The sequence below is a fragment of the Streptomyces sp. NPDC057445 genome (genome assembly GCF_042802855.1).
GTDB lineage: Bacteria > Actinomycetota > Actinomycetes > Streptomycetales > Streptomycetaceae > Streptomyces.
The window spans coordinates 54,716-73,589 of the sequence record NZ_JBHVDH010000013.1 but is presented as its reverse complement, the minus strand read 5'-3'; the positions used below and the strand labels follow the sequence as shown (position 1 = coordinate 73,589).

Genomic DNA, 18,874 nt, shown 5'->3' with positions numbered 1-18,874 from the left:
CCGCCCCGGCATGATCGCCATCGACGCCGCTGCAACGGACAGGCGCGGATGGGCCTGGACGGGAGGCGGCGCGCTGCGCGGGGTAGTGCAATGGCCGTAGGGCGGACAGCCGACCGGAGGTGCCATGGACGTGGACGGCCGCGGGCGGTTCCGTACCCGGGTGTGGGCCGCGCGGCTGGCGATCGTGGCCGCGACCGCCGCGGTGGCGCTGCTCGTCCTGGTCGCCGGGCTCAGAGGCATCGGGCTCGTCCTGGTCGCAGTGGCCGGGACCGCCGTGACGGCCGCGGCGCTGTGGTGGGCGCTCACGCGGCGGGGTGTGCTGAGGGCCTGCGCCGTCGTGCTCGCCGTGGCGGTGCCGGTGGCGGTGCTCTGGCTGCAGGTCGCATCAGGGTTGTTGTGGCTGCTGGTGTGCTGTCTTGCGCTCGGGGCACTCGCGGCCGGTGCGGGCTGGGAGGCGCTCGATGCGGAGTCCGGGCCGAGGAGACAGCCCGTGACCGCGACGCCGCCGCCGGAGCGACCGTTCCTGATCATGAATCCCCGTTCGGGTGGCGGCAAGGTGGAACGGTTCGGGTTGAAGGAGAAGGCCGAGAGCGCCGGGGCCCGGGTCGCACTGCTGGACCCGGACCGGCCGACCGATGTGGACGCACTCGCGCGCCAGGCCGTCGCCGAGGGGGCAGATCTGCTCGGAGTGGCAGGCGGTGACGGCACCCAGGCGACGGTCGCCGCCGTTGCCGCGGAGCACGGGATTCCCTTCCTGGTGGTCCCCGCCGGGACCCGGAACCACTTCGCCATGGATCTCGGGCTCGACAGGGACGACCCGTCCAAGGCCCTGGACGCCCTGAGGGACGGAGTGGAGCTCCGGGTCGACCTCGGCCTCATCGGCGAGCGGGTGTTCGTCAACAACGCGTCGTTCGGCGCGTATGCGGCGGTGGTGCAGAGCGATGCGTACCGCAACGACAAGGTGCGCACCACGCTCGAGCTGTTCCCGGACGTGCTGACGCACCGGACCGGGCCGCGGCTGACCGTGCGGGCCTCCGGCATCTCGGCCGACGCCCCGCAGGCGGTGCTCGTCAGCAACAACCCCTACCGGGTGGGCGACTGGGCGGCGCTCGGACGCCGTGACCGGCTGGACTCCGGAGCACTCGGTCTGCTGATCATCAAGATCGACAGCGCGGCGCAGGCCGCGGAGCTGCTGCGCGGCGACCGGGCCCCCGGTCTTACGGTGCTCACGGCCAGGGAAGTCGTCGTGGACGCCGAGACGTCCGAGGTGAACGTCGGCGTGGACGGCGAGGCGCTCACTCTGCCCACGCCCGTGCGGTGCGCCATCATGCCTCGTGCGCTACGGGTACGGGTACCCCGCAACCGGCCCGGTGTGCCCCGCGCCCGGCCGAGGCTGAACTGGCGCCGACTGGGCCTGCTGGCGCTGGCGCGCTGACGGACCCGCGCTCCGGGCCCGGGCAACGGCCGGCAGCGGTTGGCGGGTGTGCCGGTCCGCGGGACGCGCAGGCCCCGATCCGGTCCGGACCCGGGGTCCGCCGGGGTCCGCCGGGGTCCGCCGGGGTCCGCCGGGGTCCGCCGGGGTCCGCCTACGCCGTGGCTCTGCGGTCGGCGGCGTCGAAGTGCGCGAGGGTGAGCGCCGCGGCGCGCAGTGTCCCCTCCAGTGCCCGGCGAATGTCGTCCTCCAGGCCCCCGAGCGCGTCGGCGGCCTCGTCCACCGCGTCCCGGGCGATCTCGGCAGCGACCGATTCCGGCGGCGTCCGTGGTCCCAGCTTGCTGACGGCGGACGCGGCCCGTGCCGGTGTGAGAAGCGCCGTCACCTGTCCGACGAGCCAGCCGGGTACACCGGCCGCGCCCTCTGCCGGCGGCCGGTAGGGCCGCGATCCGTCGAAGCGCTCGTCCTCGGCGAACGCCGGCTGCTTGAACTTGACCACCGGGCGGGCGGGGGGAGGGCCGCCGGCCCCGTCGGTGACCCACCACTCCCCTGCGGGTTTGAGGACCAGCCCCTCGGCGAGGTTGCCAGGCAGGTCGGGCAGACCCAGCAGGGCGGACACCCTGGTGGGAAACACCTGCGACTCCTCCTGGACCCGGGCCAGCGTTCCTTGTGCGAGAAGCGGCGCGCAGTTCAGACCTGCTGTGCCGGCCGCCTCCCGCAGTGCCCGGTCGGAGACCCAGCACCTGCCCTCCGCGGTTTCGACAGTGGCGTCGAACAGCAGCCAGAGCAGTCCCGGTGCATACCAGACGCCGGTCTGCACGGGCTCCGCCCCGGGCGAGGGTGCGACGTCGCGGTGCGGGTAGCGGCCTCCGGCCAGTTCGCCGTAGACCGTCACCGTCGATGAGGCATCGGCGCCGTAGCGGCGGCGCAGGGCTTCGGCGCAGCGGTTCGCCGAGACGGCCAGAGCGGGCCAGATCCGGCCCACGCCGAAGAATTCGTCCAGTCCGCTCTCCCCCAGCAGCTCGCGGCGTTTGGCCGCGCGGACACCGGAACGGTCGCAGATGACGGCGAAGTTCGCCCCGTGGACCTTCTCCAGCGCCACCCAGTTCCGCACCCGTGCGTCGCCGGGACGGGCCTTGGCAGGGATCTTCGGGTACGGAGACCAGTGGACCTCAGTCATGGGAACCGCCGTGCTGGTGCTGCTCGGGCAGCCGGCTCTCCGGGTGCGCCCACACCACGACGTTGTCGTGCCGATCGTTCCGGAAGAACTCAAGGACGTCCTGGTCCGAGTGGCGCAGGCTGAAGTGCGTGAGGACGAAGAGGGTCTCCGGGTGCGCTTCGACCACCGGCCGCAGCCGGCTCCAGACGGTGTGCCCGACCCGGTCCGCCCGGTCGAGTTCGGCGTCGTCGAGGTAGGTGCACTCGGTGATGACGACCGGGTACTCGAAGAGCCACGGGTTGCGCTCGAAGACGCTGACATGCGTGTCACCGAGGAAAGCGAACAGAGGTCGGCGGACCTCCCGTTCCACCTCTTCCCCCGCCGCCCGCCGCTGCGCCACCATCCGCCCGAACTCCGCGCCCCGGCCTTCCTGGACGAGGGAGCGCCTCAGCTCCTCGTACTCGGGAAGCAGCGCCTTGCGGCGCTCGGAGAAGGCGTAACCCACACAGGGCACCTTGTGGTCGCACTCGACCACCCGCACATGGTGTCCGCGGCGTCCGAAGGTGAACTCGTCGCCGTCGCGCACGCCGTGCAGCCGGCCGTTCGCGGCGAGGGCCGGGTCGAATGCCGCGCCGTGGTTCAGTTCCGCGGACGCACGCAGATAGGACTCGACGTAAGGCACCGCGGCCGCGGGCAGATGAATGTCCGCCCCGGCCGGCCTGGACGCGAGGTGGTCGAGGTCCTTGGAGTGGTCGTGATGGGTGTGGGTGAGGAAGACGGTTTCCACCTGGCGGCCTTCGCACAGGCCCGCGTCGAGGCTGCACCGCAGCTCCGGGATGTGGAAGAAGGTCTTGTCGTTCGCGCGGGAGTAACCGGTGAGGGTCAGCTCGGTGCCGGGTATCCGCCACGTCTTCCATTGGCGGAAGGGGTGTCCGCGTTCCAGGCGATCCGGGTGGGCGGCCTGGCGGGCCGGGGCCTGCGTCATCGGTGCCTCCGTCGACAACCGTTGGGGCAGCGGTTGTCAGACCGCCGTGATCAGGTGAGGAGCCCGATCGTAGCGGCCACTCCGCACGCGGGGCGCGGGCATTTCCCGCGGCACCGTGTCCGCCCGGCCTGCGACCGGAGCACGAGCGCCGCCAACTCCCGCTTGCAGGACGGGCTTTCACCGCGGAGGCGGGCCGTGGTGCGACCGGTGACCGCAGGGCCTGTGCCGGTACGGTCCGCAGGGAATCGCCACCCGCTCGCGACGCCATGCCCACGAGAGCGGTCGCCGCCCGCGTCCCCGCTCCGTTCGTCGACGAAGCGGACCCGGTGATGTCGCCGACCCCCGCACAGGTTCGGCCGGCCCTCTGGACATGGCAGGCCGGCCCCGTACAGCGGCGCAGTCCGGCCGACGCGCAGACGGCCCGCTGTCTGCGGCGGCCGCACGGCACAAAGGGCCTGACCTTCTTTCAGCCCGGATCCGATCCCGGGCCCGCCCTGGGCGGAAAGGCCGCCGGTCGTCCCGGAGCAACCACGGTCAGGTCGGCATCTGTCGGCCCGTCAGCCCTTTTCGCCGACACGGCGGAAGACGCGCGACACGGCCACCCGTTCGCCACATTAATCTGATATTCCGCCTTTAGGACTATTACGACCCGTGCGACCAGTGCGAATGACGTGAGCGCACTCCCCTACGCAACCGCAGGCCCGCTCCGGACAGGCCGTCAGGCCGCCGTGAGCTGCTTGTCTTGAGCTCACGAGCGCGGCGTCCTCGCCGGGACCAGCAGGTCCTGCCCCGCGCTCCCCGGAAGTGGTGACATGAGCACTGCACGTGTTCTCGCCTGTGGCGCCCTCGTCGTGATCGCCTCCGCTCTCTCCGCCTCCGCGGCGGGAGCCGACGAGTCCGATGTCCGCGTCAGTCCCCATGTGGCTTCCCCGGGCTCGACCGTCACGGTCAGCACGGAGGAGTGCGGGCCGGACGTGGCGTACGCCAAGGGCCAGGCGGAGGAGGGCGGCCAGATCAATCTGACCGAGGGTCACCGTGACGGGGAGCTCTCGGGCGACTTCACCGTCCCGAACTCGACCGAGGACGGCACCTACTCGATCACGGTCAAATGCCCCCCTGGAATCCGCTTGGAGACGAGCTTCGAGGTCGCCGACCATCCGAACGGTCCCGTCCGCGGTGGATTCGGCGGCGCCGACGGGCTGAACGGCACCGAGATCGTGGTGGGCTCCGCGCTGGTCCTCTGCGCAACGGCCGGCGGCGTGATCATGATGCGTCGTCGCACCAACGGCGGCACCGCCTGACCGGTCGGCCGGAGCCGACCGGAACCGCCGACAGCGCACATCCGGACCGAAACGCGGAACGCCATGGCACGCTCAACCGTCCCCGTCAGAACGACCAGGACTCTCGCCGTCATCCTGCTGATCGGCATCTACCTGCTCATCCAGGGGCTGCGCGGCGAGACGGCTCCCCAGCCGTCCGCCGCCCAGGCCCACGTCCCGCCCGGGGCCGCGCGAGCGGGGCCGGTCCGGCCGACCGCCCACCACCCGCCGACGGTGCGCGGGATGACCGGCTCGCGGTCCCAGTCGGTCCCGGTCAGACTGCGCATCCCCGCGATCAAGGTCAATGCGCCGATGGCGAAGGCCGGGCTGGACAAGACCGGCGCGCTCAAGCTGCCACCTGCCGGAAAGGCCGGCGTCGCGGGCTGGTACGCGAAGGGACCCGCTCCCGGCGACTCCGGCACGGCCGTGGTGGCGGGCCACGTCGACACCCCCACCGGTCGCGCCGTCTTCTTCTCCCTCGGCTCACTGACCAAGGGGAGCAGGATCGAGATCACCCGCAAGGACAGGCGCACCGCGGTGTTCACCGTGGACGCGGTCGAGGTGTACTCCAAGAAGAAGTTCCCCACCAGGAAGGTCTATCGCAGCACCGCTGCTCCGCAACTGCGGATCATCACGTGCGGTGGCGGCTACAACAGGACCTCGGGATACCTCGGCAACACGGTGGTCTACGCGTCCCTGACCCGGACGCGATAAGGCTCATGGTTCGCGAGGAGGCAACGGGCCCATCCACGGGTGCGACGGACGCGCGACGACAGCGATGGGTGCTCACGGCCTCGAGCATCGCCCTGGGCATGACGTTCGCGGACGAGACGGTCGTCGGGGTGGCGCTCCCCACCATCAGGGACGACCTCGGGATGAGCATCGCGCTGTCCCATTGGGTCCCCAACGCCTACATCCTCGCCTTCGCCGCTCTCGCGGCGGCGGGCGGCCGGTTCGGGGATCTCTTCGGTGCCCGGCGGATGTTCATGCTCGGAACCGTGTGCTTCGCCGTGACATCGCTTCTGTGCGGGCTGTCCGGGAACGGCGGCGCACTGGTGGCGGCGCGCGCGGTCCAGGGCGCGGCCGCCGCCGCCATGGTGCCCCAGACCATGGCGCTCATCACGGACGCCTTTCCGCCGGACCGGCTGGGCAGGGCGATCGGCACCTACGTCGGCGGCGCCTCGGTCGCCCTCGCCGCGGCTCCATTGGTGGGCGGACTGCTGACGGAGAGCCTCGGATGGCGCTCGGTCTTCTTCGTGAACCTTCTGCCCGCGGCGGCCGTCCTCCTGATCATGTGCGTGAGGGTCGGGCGGCAACCGGTGCGCACCGTGCCGGGCGGCTTCGACAGCTGGGGCCTGGTCACCTCGGTCGCCGGTCTCGGGATGGTGGTGACCGCCCTCATGCAGTCAGGTGGTCAGGGACTTCCCGTCGGTGCCTTCTTCGCGCTGCTGGGCGGCGGGCTGGCGCTGTTGGGCGCCTTCGTACGCATCGAGACGCGGCGCAGGGTGCCCCTGGTGGACGTGGGGCTCCTGGCCGACCGCAGATTCCTGGGCTCGGCGGTCATGGTCTTCTGTGCGCAGTTCAGCTTCATGACAGCGGTGATCTACGGGGCCGTCTACGTGCAGGACGCGCTCGGTCTGAGCCCCTCGGCAGCCGGTCTCGCCATGCTCCCCGCCATGGTGCCCACCGTGATCCTCGCGCCGATGACCGGAACACTGGCCCGGCGCTTCGGTCCCCGGAAACTGACGGTGGCGGGCGCGGCCGGCGGAGCGCTCGGGTTCGCGTTGATGGGCGCCGCCGCCGACAGCCATAGCTATTGGCCGTTCGGCGCGGCCCTGCTGATCTGGGGTGCGTCGATCCCGTTCGTCTACAACCCGGCGATGTCGGTCGCGATGGCGGCTCCGGCTCCGAACCGTCGCGGCGGTGCGTCCGGGCTGCTGGAGATGTGCCTGCAGGTCGGCGGGACGCTCGGCACGGCGCTCGTGGGTGCCGCGCTCCTTCACGCCCACTCCGGTGCGGCTCCCCTGCCCGGCGGAGCGTTCACCTCCGGTTTCTACCTCACGGCCGGGGTTCTGGCGGCTGCCGCGCTCACTCAGACAATGCTGATCCCGTCCCGACGCGAGGCGGGCGACACCAGGACACGCTGACGGTGCGGCGAGGTCCTGGCACCGCTGCCGACAAGGACGTCGGCTTCCCTGCGCTCGACGGCCCGGCAGGAGATGGCGAGTTTGTCGGTTCGCACCACCCGTCCAGGTGACCCGGCCCGCCCGCATGACCCTGGGAAGCCGTGGCGGTACGGGTCGGCGCCCCGTCTTTTTGCGCTGTTCACCTGCGCTTTCCCGGGCCCGGACGCCCGGTCAACCAGTGTGGCGTTTCTCTTGACCGATCGCCTGCGAACCGGCGACAGTTCATCACCCTCATCACTCTCCGCGAATCTCTACCCAAAGGAACTGCCGTGGAAGAACTCACCCTCGCGCCTGCGCCGCCTGCCGGACTCGTGGTCCGGCGAGCGGTCGGCGCCGGGGAGCTCGTCGCCTTCGCCGAGCTGTACCGTCACGTCTTCGACGACGCCGCGCACGGGATCAGCCCGCGCCTGCTGTCCGCGATGAACACGCACAGCGGCGTGGTCATCGGAGCGTGGGAAGGCGAACGGCCGGTCGGATTCACCTACGGCTTCCTGGCCCAGGAGCCACAGACCGGTCGGCTGTATCTGTACTCGCAGGCCGCCGGGGTGGTCGCCGACCGCCGCAACAGCGGCGTGGGACGGGCGCTCAAGCGGGCACAGGCGGAAGCCGCGCTCTCCGCAGGGGTGACCCTCATGCGTTGGTCCTACGACCCGCTGAAGTCCCGCAACGCCCACTTCAACCTGGATGTGCTCGGCGGCAGGGCCCGGGTGTTCATACCGGACTTCTACGGCGAGGAGCCGCATGGCCTGGCCACGGACCGGCTGATCGTCGACTGGGAACTGGCGGTGCCGGCCGGCTCCCGGTACGAGCAGTGGCGCGGGCTGCCTCCCGCTCCCACGGAACCGGGTCATGTGGTCCGCAGCGGCGACGGCCGCGCACTGCTGACCGTCCCCGAGGACTGGCCCGACCACGACCGCTTCACACTGCGTGAGGCGAGGACGCTGCAGGGCGCCGTGGCCGCGGAGCTGACCGGTCTGCTCGCCGACGGCTACGCGGCCGTGTCCTGCCGCCGGGTGCGGCCGGGCCGGTCCGCGTATCTGCTGGTACGCGATTACTGACGCGCTCCGCCCGCGCCGCTTCCGGGGGACGACGCCGCCGCGTTGCCCGAAGCGGTCCGTGCCGCCGGAGCGGGCAGGTCCCGGGGAAGCCGCGAAAGGCGCTCCCCGGGACCCGCTGCCCACGTGCGACTAGAAGGTCAGGTTCCAGGCGTCGATCTTTCCGGTGTCCTGGGAGGCCAGGTCACGGACGCGCAGCTTCCAGGTGCCTGCCGCCACCTCGGAGGACGCGTTCACCGTGTACGTCTTGGCGACGTTGTCGGTGCCGTCGTTGTTCGGGAAGTCCTCGAGCGTGTAGACCGTGCCGTCGGGGGCCACGAGTGAGACCACGAGGTCGCCGCGGTAGGTGTGCTTGATGTCCACACCGACCTTGAGGGTCGCCGGGGCGTTGCCGCTGACACCGGACACGGTGATCGGGGACTCCACGGTGGCGTTGTCGGCGATGGCGACATCGGCGACGTTCTCGAAGTACGCGCCGGGCGGCGGCGTCCCGCCGACCGCCTTGAGCGCGTCGACCTGGCCCTCCCCGAAGAACGCGTTGTTGGCGGTCGTGCCCGTGCACCGGCTGTCGGAGGGGCAGGCGGTGTCGTTGGCCTGTCCGGCCAGCTTGGCCCGCAGATCCGCCGGTGTGGCCGTGGGGTTGGTGCTCGCCAGCAGCGCGGCCACACCCGCGACGTGCGGGGACGCCATCGACGTGCCGTTCATGTTGCCGTACTTGCCGCCCGGCAGCGTCGAGTAGACACCCGACGCGCCGTCGCCGCCCGGGGCCGCGACATCGATGATGTTCCGGCCGAAGTTGGAGTACGAGGCCTTGACGTTGCCGTTGCCCATGGCCGCGACGGTCACCACGCCGGGCAGCTCGGTCGGGATGTCGATGCAGGCGTTGGTGATGGTGCGGGTGACCGGGGTCGAGTCGTTCGGGCTCTCGGTGTCGGTGCGCTTGTTCGCCAGGTCGTAGTTGGAGTTGCCCGCCGCGGCGACCTGCAGCGAGCCCTTGTTCTCGGCGTACTCCTGGGCGCGCCTGACGCCCTCGATGATGGCCGCCTGGTCCACGTTGTCCGGGCAGTTGAACTGCCACGGATCGGTGTAGTAGCTGTTGTTGGTGACCTTGAAGCCGTGGTCACCGGCCCACATGAAGCCGCAGATGGTGTTCTCGGCGAAGAACAGCGTGCTGTTCGGCTCGGCGATCCGGACGGAGGAGATCTTCACGCCGGGGGCGACGCCGATGACGCCCTTGCCGTTCTTGGCAGCCGCGATCGTTCCCGCCACATGCGTGCCGTGCTCGTCCACATCGCGCCATGCGCCGGTCCGGGTGTCCGCCTTGCCGTAGGCACAGGAGACGGAGTCGGCCGCGTTGAAGTTGGGCGCGATGTCCTGGTGCAGGTCGTCGACACCGGTGTCGAGCACACCGACCTTGACGGCGGAGGAGCCTGTGGTCACGGCCCACGCCTTGTCGGCCTTGATCTGGGTCATGTCCCAGCGGTTGGACTCGGTGAGTGTGGTCGTGGACTGCGTGGGCGTGGCGGGCAGCGTGGGGTTGTACGCGTCGGCCGGAACGTCCGAGGTACGGGTCGCGCCGACCTGCTGAACCCCGCTGACACCGCGCATGGTGCCCGCGAAGGCCGTGGACGCCGAGTGCGCCACGATCACTCCGATCGCGTCGTAGTACGCGAACACCGTGCCGCCGTTGTTCGTGACCGCGGTCCGCACGGCCGAGGTGTCCCCCGGCGCGGTGACGACCAGATAGGCCCGGGTACCAGCGGCCGACGAGGCCGTGGGGGCCGAAGGCGCGCTCGGGGCGGCGTGGGCCGACCCGACGGGGGTCACGAACGCCGCAGCCGCGACCAGAGCGGCAGTGGCCACGACCGAGCGTCTGAGCCGGCTGGATATGAGGGTGAGCAAGACGTCCTCCAGAAGCCCGTGGCGTTGGTGGTGCCGAACGGGCCGAGTGTGGGAAGTGGTGGACGCAAGATGTCAGACTCCGACCTGGATTGGGAAGAGTTCGATCACACAAGTGAGCTTCACCCAGAGGTGGTTGGGCATGAACCGGCCTGCTCGCGGCAGCCGATGAGCGCCCACAACTGGCTCCGTCCCAGCTCCTGACGTGGTGGCCACAACAACCCCTGACCGTGCCGAGGAGTGCACATGACGCACCCCGACCTCGGCCGAGTGGCAACGGAACCCACGAGTACGGGAGAGGCCGGTCACCAGGCCTCGGCTCTCGCGAACAGTGCCGATCCGACCGAGCAGTTGATGTGGCGGCGTCTCACCGCAGAGTGGGAGGGCCGACGCCGGGCGTCCATCTCGTTGCCGCGCACCGGGGTGGCCTTCGCGTGCTCGGGGATTCACTCGCCCGAGTGCCGTCGCTCAAGCTCTTCGGGCCGGCAGGACACGCTCCCTCGCGGCGTCGCGGACCACGCCGGAAGGCATGCATGGGGCCCCAACTCGCCGTCAGTCAGCCGTGGCACGTTGCCGGGCGCGAGTCCGCCGTCGCATCCGGACCAGGCGCCGCCTTCGTCGCAGGCAGCTCCGCCGGCCTGCACCAACAGACGGCAAAGAGCGGACGCGAGCTGCCAGGCTGGGCGGATGAGTGAACTCAGCACCCCGGTGAGGGCTCCATGGTGGCCGGCCACCGTGCACACTCCCCGGCTCTGTATGCGCCCCGTCACCGCACAGGATCTGGACGCTGTCGAGCGTCTCTGGAGAGACGAGCGCGTACGGCAGTATCTGGGCGGGCCGGTGACGGAGGAGAAGATCAGGATCCGGCGGTCCAGGATCCCCGGCATGCCCGGTGTGTTCGCCGTCACCGACCTTCGGACGAGGACCGTGCTGGGGACGGTCACCGTCGAACCCCACTCCTCACGCGGCGCGACAGAGGTGTCGTACACCCTGCTCCCCGAGCACTGGGGCAGGGGAGTCGGCCGGGAAGCCGTCGGAGCAGCCGTCGAATGGGCGCTGCGCAGCGTCCCGGGGACGGAGCAGATCGTCGCCGTGACACAGGCCGCGAACACCGCATCACGCATCCTGCTCGAGTCGCTCGGGATGCGCTGCACCGGTGAACTCGTCGAGTACGGAGCGCGCCAGGCCGTGTACCGCGGTGGCACCCCAACAGGTTCCGACGACTGAGGCGACGGCACGGGCGGGCGGACGGACGGACGGACAACCGGAACCCGACACCGCGCCCGTGCCACCGCACACCCGCCCTCCCCCGTACGCCGACCGGCGCCGGCGCCGGCGCCGGCAGCATTCAGTCGAAGGAGCCCATGAAACTCAGCATCCGGCTGTTGACCTCCTCTGCGTGGTCGATCTGCGGTCCGTGGCCGGTACGGGGCACGATCTCGGCGCGGGCACCCGGTATCAACCGCGGGACGCGTTCCGCCTGCCGCGTCGGGTGTACGAGGAGGCTCCGCTTGCCGAGTACCAGATACAGCGGGGTACGAATGGTGCTCAGTTCGTCCTCGGACAAGGGAAGCGGAACCGGCCGGCGTATCCGGTAGGCGCGGACGCCGGCCCTGATCATCGCGCGCAGCTCCGGGACGACGAGGACCGGCTGCTCCAGCCGGGCTGCCAGACGTGGGCGCATCGCCTTGGGCGCGAAGGTCGCGAAAAGGCTGACGAAGATCCAGACGAAGAAGCGGAGACCGACCTTCTCCAGGCCGCCCGGGTCGAGCAGAGTGACAGAGGCAAGACGTCCGGGCCTTCGGTGTGCCTGGTTGAGCGCAAGCCATCCGCCGTAGGAGGAACCGACGAGATGGACGCGTTCGAGGCCGAGGCCGGCCAGCGTCTCCTCCAGCCACTGCGCGGCACGTTCGGGCTGGTGGATGGGAGAGTGCTGCACGCTGCGCCCCGGATCGCCCGGGGTGTCGACCGCATAGACGGGGCGATCGGCGCTGAGCGCGGGGGTGTTCGGGTACCACATGGCCGAGCAGCTGCCCGCCCCGTGCACCAGGACGACGGGCGTGCGGGACTCGGCAGCCGGGTCCGCCGGGCCGTACCGGTAGACGTGCGTGGTACCGAAGCCCGTCTCCACATCAGTCTCGGCGCGAACGGTTGCCCCCAGCGCGTGGACCGCGTCGCAGGCCGCGAAGTAGCGGTCCCGCAAGGCTTCGTTCACATAGCGGCCGACATCGGCCTGGGTGCGGGTCGTTGTCTCGGGCACGGTCGGCCACCTCCGGCAGTATCCATTTTCGTGATACGACCGTACCACGTTGGTGGTACAGATGTATCATCAAGTAGGCCCGGAAAGGGCCGGACCGGTGGAACCGAGGAGCGGAGACGCGGCCGATGCCCAAGCGCGTGGACCACGAAGAACGGCGTGCCGAGATCGCCGAGGCACTCCTCCGGGTCGCGGGGCGGCGCGGACTGCACGCCGTGGGGATGCGCGATGTCGCGGCGGAGGCGGGCGTGTCACTGCGGCTGGTGCAGTACTACTTCGAGACCAAGGAGAAGCTGCTGCTCCACGGGCTGCGGCACCTGGCCGAGGGGTTCGGCGAACGGGTGGCCGCCCGGGTCCGGGCCGCCGGGGACAGCCCGGGACCGCGCGCGATGGTCGAGGCGCTGCTGACGGCGTCGTTGCCCACCGACGAAGAGAGCCGCACGCTCCACCTCGTCTTCACCTCGTACGCCGCTCTGGCCATGACCGACGAGGCGCTCGCCGCCCAGCCCTTCATCAAGCAGCCCGATGCCGCAGAGGACGCACTGACCGAACTGCTCAGGCAGGCGCAGGAGGCGCAACTCACCCGGCCCGGCATGGACCCGCGACTCGAGGCGATCAGCCTGCTCACCATGTCCGCGGGGCTCGGCACGAGCACTCTGGTGGGCCAGCGGAGCCCGGAATCCGCCGTCGCTGTCCTGAACTACCGTCTGGACGGAATCTTCCAGGACGGCGGGCGCAGCGGCTGATCACCTCGCGGACGGGCTCGCGGACCTGTGTCGGTGCCGACCGTGCCGGATGTGCCGCCTGCGGCCACTGGGTCACGTCCGACGACCCACCCGCCTGATGGGGCGCGGCACGCTTCGGTGCCGGCCTGTGAGGATGGGCACCGGGCCACATCGAGGGAGTCGTCAGGGTGCCGCACGAAGCAAAGGGTCCGGCAGAGCGGATGGAAGATCACCAGGTCGTGATCTACCTCGCCGCGATGGCCGCCGGAGCCGCGATCGGAGGTGCCGCCCCGGCGGCCGGGCCCGCTCTGGAGCACGCCATCAACCCGGTCCTCGGTGCCCTGCTGTTCGTCACGTTCCTCCAGGTCCCCGCCGGGGAGCTGCTCCGCTCGTTGAAGGACGGCCGTTTCCTCTCTGCGACGCTGGCCGTGAACTTCGTGGTCGTACCGCTGGTCGTCGCCGCGATGTTCGCCTTCCTACCGGCCGACCAGGCGGTGCGGTTGGGCGTACTGCTCGTCCTGCTGTGTCCGTGTGTGGACTACGTGATCGTCTTCAGCGGACTGGCCGGCGGGGCCGCCCGCCGGCTGCTGGCCGCGACCCCGCTGCTCCTGGTGGTGCAGATGCTGCTGCTCCCGCTCTTCCTGTTCGCGTTCATGGGGCCGGAACTGGCCGACATCGTCGACGCCGGACCGTTCGTGGAGGCCTTCCTCGTCCTGATCGTCGTCCCCCTCACCCTGGCGTGGGGCCTCCAGGCCTGGGGCGGACGGCACCCGGCCGGGCGGAAGGCGTCCGACGCGGCGACCACCGCGACGGTGCCGCTGATGGCCGCGACCCTGCTGGTCGTCGTCGCCTCCCAGGTGCCCCGGCTCGGGGGAAACCTCACCGACGTGGCCGCGGTCGTCCCGTTCTACGCCGCCTTCCTGCTCGTCATGGCCTTCGCCGGAAAGGAGATCGCCCGGCTCTTCCGCCTCGACACCGGAGCAGCCCGGGCCGTGATCTTCACCGGTGCGACCCGTAACTCCCTCGTCGTGCTTCCGCTCGCCCTGGCCCTTCCCGACGACCTCGCCGTCGCAGCGGTCGTCGTGGTCACACAGACCCTCGTCGAGGTCGTCGGCATGGTGGTCTACGTCCGCCTCGTCCCCCGTCTCGTCCCTGCCGACGACGAGGTCGCCGAACGCACGTGAGCCTGCCCGGGCCGAAGAAGGGCGGACCGGCAGCCGGCCGGTCCCGACCGCGTGCGTCCCGAGAAATGCGTGGGCGGGGTCCGCTGCCGGACCGTAGACTCGCGCCCATGAGACGACGACATTGATCCTCTGCCACAGGTCCTGGAACGGACTGCCGCGGGCCGCCGCCCGGGTGAGCACCCCGGTGTCCCCGCCCGTTCTGCAGAAGGACCAGTGTTCATGCTCGCCTCTTCGTCGTGCCCGCTCGCGCCCGGTGTGCGCCGGCTCGAGCGGACTCTCTACACCTATGCGGGACTTGAGGATTTCGTCCTGCTCTACCCGTTCTACGCGCTGCTCTTCGCCGAGCACGGCCTGAGCACCGCCGAGATCTCCTCGCTGTTCGCCCTCTGGTCCCTGACCGGACTTCTGGTGGAAGTCCCGTCGGGCGTATGGGCCGATGTCGTGTCCCGGCGCCTGATGATGGTCGTCGGACCCCTGTTGGCGGCGGCCGGTTTCGCGCTGTGGGTGATCGTCCCGTCCTACGGGGGCTTCGCCGCGGGATTCGTGCTGTGGGCCGTCGGCGGATCCCTGCGTTCCGGCGCTATGGAGGCGCTGGTGCACGACGAACTCGAGCGGCTCGGTGCGACGGGGCGCTACGCCGGCGTCATGGGGCGGACCTCGGCCGTGAGCACGGTCGCGACGGCAGCCGCCACGGCAGCCGCGGGTCCCGTTTTCGCATGGGGCAGCCACAGAGTTCTGGGTGCGGCCAGCATCGGCGCGTGCCTGCTCTGCTCGGTGGCCGGATTGATGATGCCCGAGAACCGTACTGCCGTCCGGCCGGCCCCTACCGGATCGCGGTCGTCCGGGTCCCGGCCGGCCGAGCCCCGATCCTCCGAGCCCCGATCGTCCGATTCTCGGTCGCCCGAGTCCCGGAAGTCCGAGTCCCGGAAGTCCGCGGGCTTCTTCGGGGTGCTGCGTGCCGGTCTCAGGGAGGCGGGAGGCAGCCGACCGGTACGCAATGCCCTCATCCTGTCCGTGGCGCTGACCTCCCTCTGGGGCGCCCTCGACGAGTACGTACCGCTGTTGGCCGCCTCCACCGGAGTGGCCACGACGACCGTCCCCTGGCTGGTCCTGATCGTCTGGGGCGGCGTGACGCTCGGTTCGCTGCTCGTGGGGCCCGGCGAGCGTCTCTCGTCACGGGCTCTGGGCGTGGCGGTCGCGACCGCGGCGGGCGCGCTCGCGGGCGGGGCGATACTGGGAAGTCCCACCGGGTTCGTTCTGGTCGGCGCCGGCTTCCTCGTGTTCCAGTTGGCGGACGTACTGGTCGATGCCCGCCTCCAGGAGGCCATCACCGGTCCGAACCGCGCGACGGTGACGTCCCTCGCCGGTCTCGGCTCAGGCCTTGGCACGCTGCTGGTGTACGGAACCTACGCCGCACTGTCCACCCGCGTATCGCACGGCACCACCTTCGCGCTCCTTGCCCTGCCGTATGCGGCCGTCGCCCTTGTCCTGAGCAGGCCGCGTTTTCTACGCCCCGGTGGCCGGGGTGACGAATACGCGGACGTGCGCGGTCCGGAGGGCAGTACTGACGGCCGGTAGGCCCGGCAGTCCCTGCTGACCCGGAAGGCTACGCGGTGCGGCACCAGTTGGCGGGGAGGGCCGGGCCGCGGCGGCCAGGGGCGTCCGCCTGAACGGATACCTCGTTCGGGCGGACATGGGACCGTCACGTGCGCGCAACCAGGACGTCCGGGTTCCCGGCGCCAGGTCACGCCACGTACGTCACGTCACGTCACGTCCTGATGTTCCCCTGCCATCTGACCTCTCCCCCGTCCCATCGGTCCGTCGGCGCCAAGCCGCAGGCCGCCGCGACGGAAGCCGACGCACGATGGTCGGGGTGGATATGGGCGACGAGGGTGTGCACGGATTGCCGGGCGAGCCAGGCGACCGTCCCGAGGGCTGCCTCCCTGGCGATTCCCCTTCCCTGCCACGGCGTTCCGACGACCCAGGCAAGCTCGGCCTCGAGCCCGTCGGCGGAGCGGTGGACCGTCGCTTGCACCGTGCCCACCAGACATGCCTCTTCACGCAGCCCGACCACCCAGTTGCACCAGGAGACGGCCGGGTCGGGCGAACCTGTCTCCAAGCGCCTGTAGCGGGCACGCAGTTGCTGTGACGTGTCGGGAGTGCCACCGATGAACGTGTGCAGAGCGGGGTCGGAGAGGGCCTGTGCCATCTCTTCGGCATGCCCGGTGAGCAGTGGCAGCAGATCCAGCCGCTCGGTGGCGAGAGCGGTCGTCCTGACCGCGGGCCCCCGGAGCTTGCCCTCCGTACGCGGCCTGCGTACCCCGTCGACGGCCAGACAGATACCGAAGACCCGGTCGTGGCTCGTCCAGCCGTTCACGCGCCCTCGGTTGTTGCTGATCTGCACCCGCTTCCTCGGCCTGTCCACCGCCGATACGAGATGCAGATACACGGTGCCGGCGACACGGGCGAGAACGATGTCACCGACGTCAAGTCTCGCCGGATCGACCGGGCCGACGACGACCTGCTGCCGACTGCGTATCAGGGGGACCATGGAGGAGCCGCTGGGCCTGAACTCCACGGTTTCTCCACCGGCGACTCGGTCCGCCACTCCGTTCAGCATGCCCATCACCCCCGATGCTGCCTGATCCAGGTCGTCGTGAGGAACTGAATTTCCGCTCGGCCGCCGCGCTGCCCGTCCGCAGCCACGTTCAAGCCGTACTCGTACCGGTGGTACCGGCCCTCCCGCTGTGCAGAACGACGAGCGTGACCACCGCCGCGGCCAGGAGTCCCAGCGCGAGCAGCGCGGGGACGAGGGCGACCAGCGCCCCCGCGGCCAGACAGCAGAACCCGCCCAAGACGAGGACGGGCGGCCTGCGTCCGCCTGTACGCAGCAGGATCGCCGCGGCCGCCAGCAGGAATACGCCCACACCCCCGGCGAGCGACCAGGCGACGACCCCGTGCAGAGGCTCGTACAGGTCGTAGTGCTCGGTGTCGGCCACCTGATGCAGGACCGCCTTGGTACCGAGTGCGGTGAGCACGATTCCCGCGACGAGCGGCAGATGCAGGAAGGTGTAGGCGTCGCGTGCCAGGCGAGTGCGGTCGTCGCCCTCCAGCGCGTTCAGCCGCTTCTCCGCGGTCTCGCTGAGATGGTGGAAGTACAGCCACCACAGCCCGGCATCGACCAACAGGCCCGCAGCGGTGGCGATCAGAATGGGCGTGGAGATGGGATAGCCGGACACCCCGACGCCGATCGCGACGATCGACTCCCCCAGCGCGATGATCACGATCAGGCCGTGCCGCTCGGCGAAATGGCCGGGCGACACCACCCGCCAGCCTGAGGAGCCGGTGATGTAGATCCCGCCGTAGTCGATCACCACGGCTCCGAGCCAGATCAGTACCTGAGTCACACCGCTGAAGGCGCTACCGACGAGCAGGAGGAGGAACGGCGGGGTCACCGACAGCAGCGCTGTCCGTCGCAGGGTGGCGTGGAGCGCCGTGTCGCCGGGGCTGGCGATCCGGTACGAGACGAGGTGCAGGACCCGGACCACGCCGTAGCAGACTACGAAGACCAGTGGCGCGTACAGACCACCGGGCAGGTCGTCGTACACCTCGGGCACGGCCAGTGAGACGATCAGCACCACCGCCATGACCGAAACCAGCACGGCCGGCATGGTCCCCGTGTCGGCTCGTACGACATTGCCCAACCAGGCGAAGCAGCACCAGCACCACCACAGCAGCGCGAGCACGACCGACGCGCCGAGCACCCGCAGAGTCGAGGGATCTGCCGCCATCAAGGCGGTGACCTGGGTGATCGCGTACACGAACACCAGGTCGAAGAAGAGCTCGGCGGGCGTCACCCGGTGACCGCCTTCAGTGGCGATCATCCGGGAACGCTCTCTTCCGGTCGGCACAGTGAGTCCCCCCATGGAAGCCGACGCCCGGTCGGGCGGTCAGGCTGATCTCGCGCGGAACGATACTGCTGCCGGCGAGCCTCCGCCGGGGATCGTCGAACCCCGGCGCCCCACGGCCGCCGGAGAACCATGGGTCATGCGGAAATACACCGGGTCGCGGGTCCGGCCTCATCGACCCGACGGCGCGGGTTGATGTGTCAATCACCGGAGGGCTAGTCTCCCTTGGTGACTGAACCCCGATGGCTCGACGATGTCGAACGACGCGCGTGGCAGGGCCTCGTAGCCATGAGCCAGCTCCTGGAGGAGCACGTCAACCAGGGGCTCCGCCGGGCCGGGGAGCTGTCCATGGCCGACTACCGCATCCTCGTTCCACTGTCGGAGGCCGAGGGCCACCGGTTGCGGATGCAGGAGCTCGCCGCACAGGCCCGGTGGGAGAAGAGCCGGCTGTCGCACCAGGTCCGCCGGATGGAGGGCCGTGGGCTCGTGCGCCGGGAGAACTGCCCCACCGACGCCCGCGGCGCCTTCGCCGTACTGACCCCCGAGGGGCTGGACGCGATCCGCGCCGTCGCACCGCTGCACGCGGCCAATGTCCGCCGCATCTTCGTCGACGCACTCTCGCGTGACCAGCTGGAGTCCCTCGCCGAGATCTCGGAGACCGTGGTGCACGGCCTGGGCGGCAGCACAGGCGCGGAGTAGGCCGCACGCGGACGCCACCGCCCGCCGCGTGCGCACGGCTCGCCGTCGGCACGGCCGGGCCGGGCT

Annotated in this window: 16 protein-coding genes; 10 read left to right on the top strand and 6 right to left on the bottom strand. The window is 70.6% G+C overall.

What is annotated here, in order from left to right:
* Positions 1-124 precede the first annotated feature (124 nt).
* The gene (locus tag ACFU5O_RS24890; protein WP_384243985.1) at positions 125-1,435 is read left to right on the top strand and encodes a diacylglycerol/lipid kinase family protein; all 1,311 of its coding nucleotides are present in this window, start codon (positions 125-127) and stop codon (positions 1,433-1,435) included.
* A gap of 151 nt (positions 1,436-1,586) precedes the next feature.
* On the opposite strand, the gene ACFU5O_RS24885 is transcribed toward ACFU5O_RS24890, so the two are convergent.
* Positions 1,587-2,612, bottom strand: coding sequence for an RNA ligase family protein (locus ACFU5O_RS24885; RefSeq protein WP_384243984.1), 1,026 nt, complete (start codon positions 2,610-2,612; stop codon positions 1,587-1,589).
* Positions 2,605-3,576 (bottom strand): MBL fold metallo-hydrolase, encoded by a 972-nt coding sequence (locus ACFU5O_RS24880; RefSeq protein WP_384243983.1) that lies wholly within the window; start codon positions 3,574-3,576, stop codon positions 2,605-2,607. Before ACFU5O_RS24880 ends, ACFU5O_RS24885 begins: the two co-directional genes overlap by 8 nt.
* A gap of 812 nt (positions 3,577-4,388) precedes the next feature.
* On the opposite strand from ACFU5O_RS24880, the gene ACFU5O_RS24875 reads away from it, so the two are divergent.
* From ACFU5O_RS24875 to ACFU5O_RS24860, 4 genes are all read left to right on the top strand, one after another.
* Complete coding sequence (locus tag ACFU5O_RS24875) at positions 4,389-4,877, top strand: hypothetical protein (protein WP_384243981.1); 489 nt, start codon at positions 4,389-4,391, stop codon at positions 4,875-4,877.
* Positions 4,878-4,940: 63 nt separating this feature from the next.
* Entirely contained in the window at positions 4,941-5,609 is a 669-nt protein-coding gene (locus tag ACFU5O_RS24870; protein WP_384243980.1) for a class F sortase, read from the top strand.
* 98 nt (positions 5,610-5,707) lie between these two features.
* The gene (locus ACFU5O_RS24865) at positions 5,708-7,042 is read left to right on the top strand and encodes an MFS transporter (RefSeq protein WP_384243979.1); all 1,335 of its coding nucleotides are present in this window, start codon (positions 5,708-5,710) and stop codon (positions 7,040-7,042) included.
* Positions 7,043-7,350: 308 nt separating this feature from the next.
* A complete protein-coding gene (locus ACFU5O_RS24860) occupies positions 7,351-8,139 on the top strand; it encodes a hypothetical protein (protein ID WP_384243977.1) in 789 nt (262 codons plus the stop codon).
* Positions 8,140-8,268: 129 nt separating this feature from the next.
* Here the strand turns inward: ACFU5O_RS24860 and ACFU5O_RS24855 are convergent, their stop codons facing one another.
* Positions 8,269-9,999 carry a S8 family serine peptidase gene (locus tag ACFU5O_RS24855; RefSeq protein WP_384244090.1) on the bottom strand — a complete coding sequence of 577 codons (1,731 nt, stop codon included), beginning with the start codon at positions 9,997-9,999 and terminating at the stop codon, positions 8,269-8,271.
* Between the two features lie 723 nt (positions 10,000-10,722).
* Here ACFU5O_RS24855 and ACFU5O_RS24850 point away from each other — a divergent pair.
* Positions 10,723-11,262 (top strand): GNAT family N-acetyltransferase, encoded by a 540-nt coding sequence (locus tag ACFU5O_RS24850; protein ID WP_384243976.1) that lies wholly within the window; start codon positions 10,723-10,725, stop codon positions 11,260-11,262.
* A gap of 121 nt (positions 11,263-11,383) precedes the next feature.
* Here ACFU5O_RS24850 and ACFU5O_RS24845 read toward each other — a convergent pair whose 3' ends face one another.
* On the bottom strand, positions 11,384-12,295 hold the full coding sequence (locus tag ACFU5O_RS24845; protein WP_384243975.1) for an alpha/beta fold hydrolase: 912 nt from the start codon (positions 12,293-12,295) through the stop codon (positions 11,384-11,386).
* Between the two features lie 125 nt (positions 12,296-12,420).
* Between ACFU5O_RS24845 and ACFU5O_RS24840 the strand changes: the two genes are divergently transcribed.
* The 3 genes from ACFU5O_RS24840 to ACFU5O_RS24830 all read left to right on the top strand — a co-directional run bounded on the left by ACFU5O_RS24840 (position 12,421) and on the right by ACFU5O_RS24830 (position 15,779).
* Complete coding sequence (locus ACFU5O_RS24840; RefSeq protein WP_384243973.1) at positions 12,421-13,038, top strand: TetR/AcrR family transcriptional regulator; 618 nt, start codon at positions 12,421-12,423, stop codon at positions 13,036-13,038.
* A 200-nt stretch (positions 13,039-13,238) separates the two neighbouring features.
* The gene (locus ACFU5O_RS24835) at positions 13,239-14,201 is read left to right on the top strand and encodes a bile acid:sodium symporter (protein WP_384244089.1); all 963 of its coding nucleotides are present in this window, start codon (positions 13,239-13,241) and stop codon (positions 14,199-14,201) included.
* 219 nt (positions 14,202-14,420) lie between these two features.
* The gene (locus tag ACFU5O_RS24830; RefSeq protein ID WP_384243972.1) at positions 14,421-15,779 is read left to right on the top strand and encodes an MFS transporter; all 1,359 of its coding nucleotides are present in this window, start codon (positions 14,421-14,423) and stop codon (positions 15,777-15,779) included.
* A gap of 190 nt (positions 15,780-15,969) precedes the next feature.
* Here the strand turns inward: ACFU5O_RS24830 and ACFU5O_RS24825 are convergent, their stop codons facing one another.
* On the bottom strand, positions 15,970-16,449 hold the full coding sequence (locus ACFU5O_RS24825; RefSeq protein WP_384244088.1) for a GNAT family N-acetyltransferase: 480 nt from the start codon (positions 16,447-16,449) through the stop codon (positions 15,970-15,972).
* Positions 16,450-16,909: 460 nt separating this feature from the next.
* Positions 16,910-18,085, bottom strand: a complete 1,176-nt coding sequence (locus ACFU5O_RS24820) for a low temperature requirement protein A (protein ID WP_384243971.1) — start codon at positions 18,083-18,085, stop codon at positions 16,910-16,912.
* Between the two features lie 252 nt (positions 18,086-18,337).
* Here ACFU5O_RS24820 and ACFU5O_RS24815 point away from each other — a divergent pair, with 252 nt between their 5' ends.
* Complete coding sequence (locus tag ACFU5O_RS24815) at positions 18,338-18,808, top strand: MarR family winged helix-turn-helix transcriptional regulator (protein WP_384243969.1); 471 nt, start codon at positions 18,338-18,340, stop codon at positions 18,806-18,808.
* Positions 18,809-18,874 lie beyond the last annotated feature (66 nt).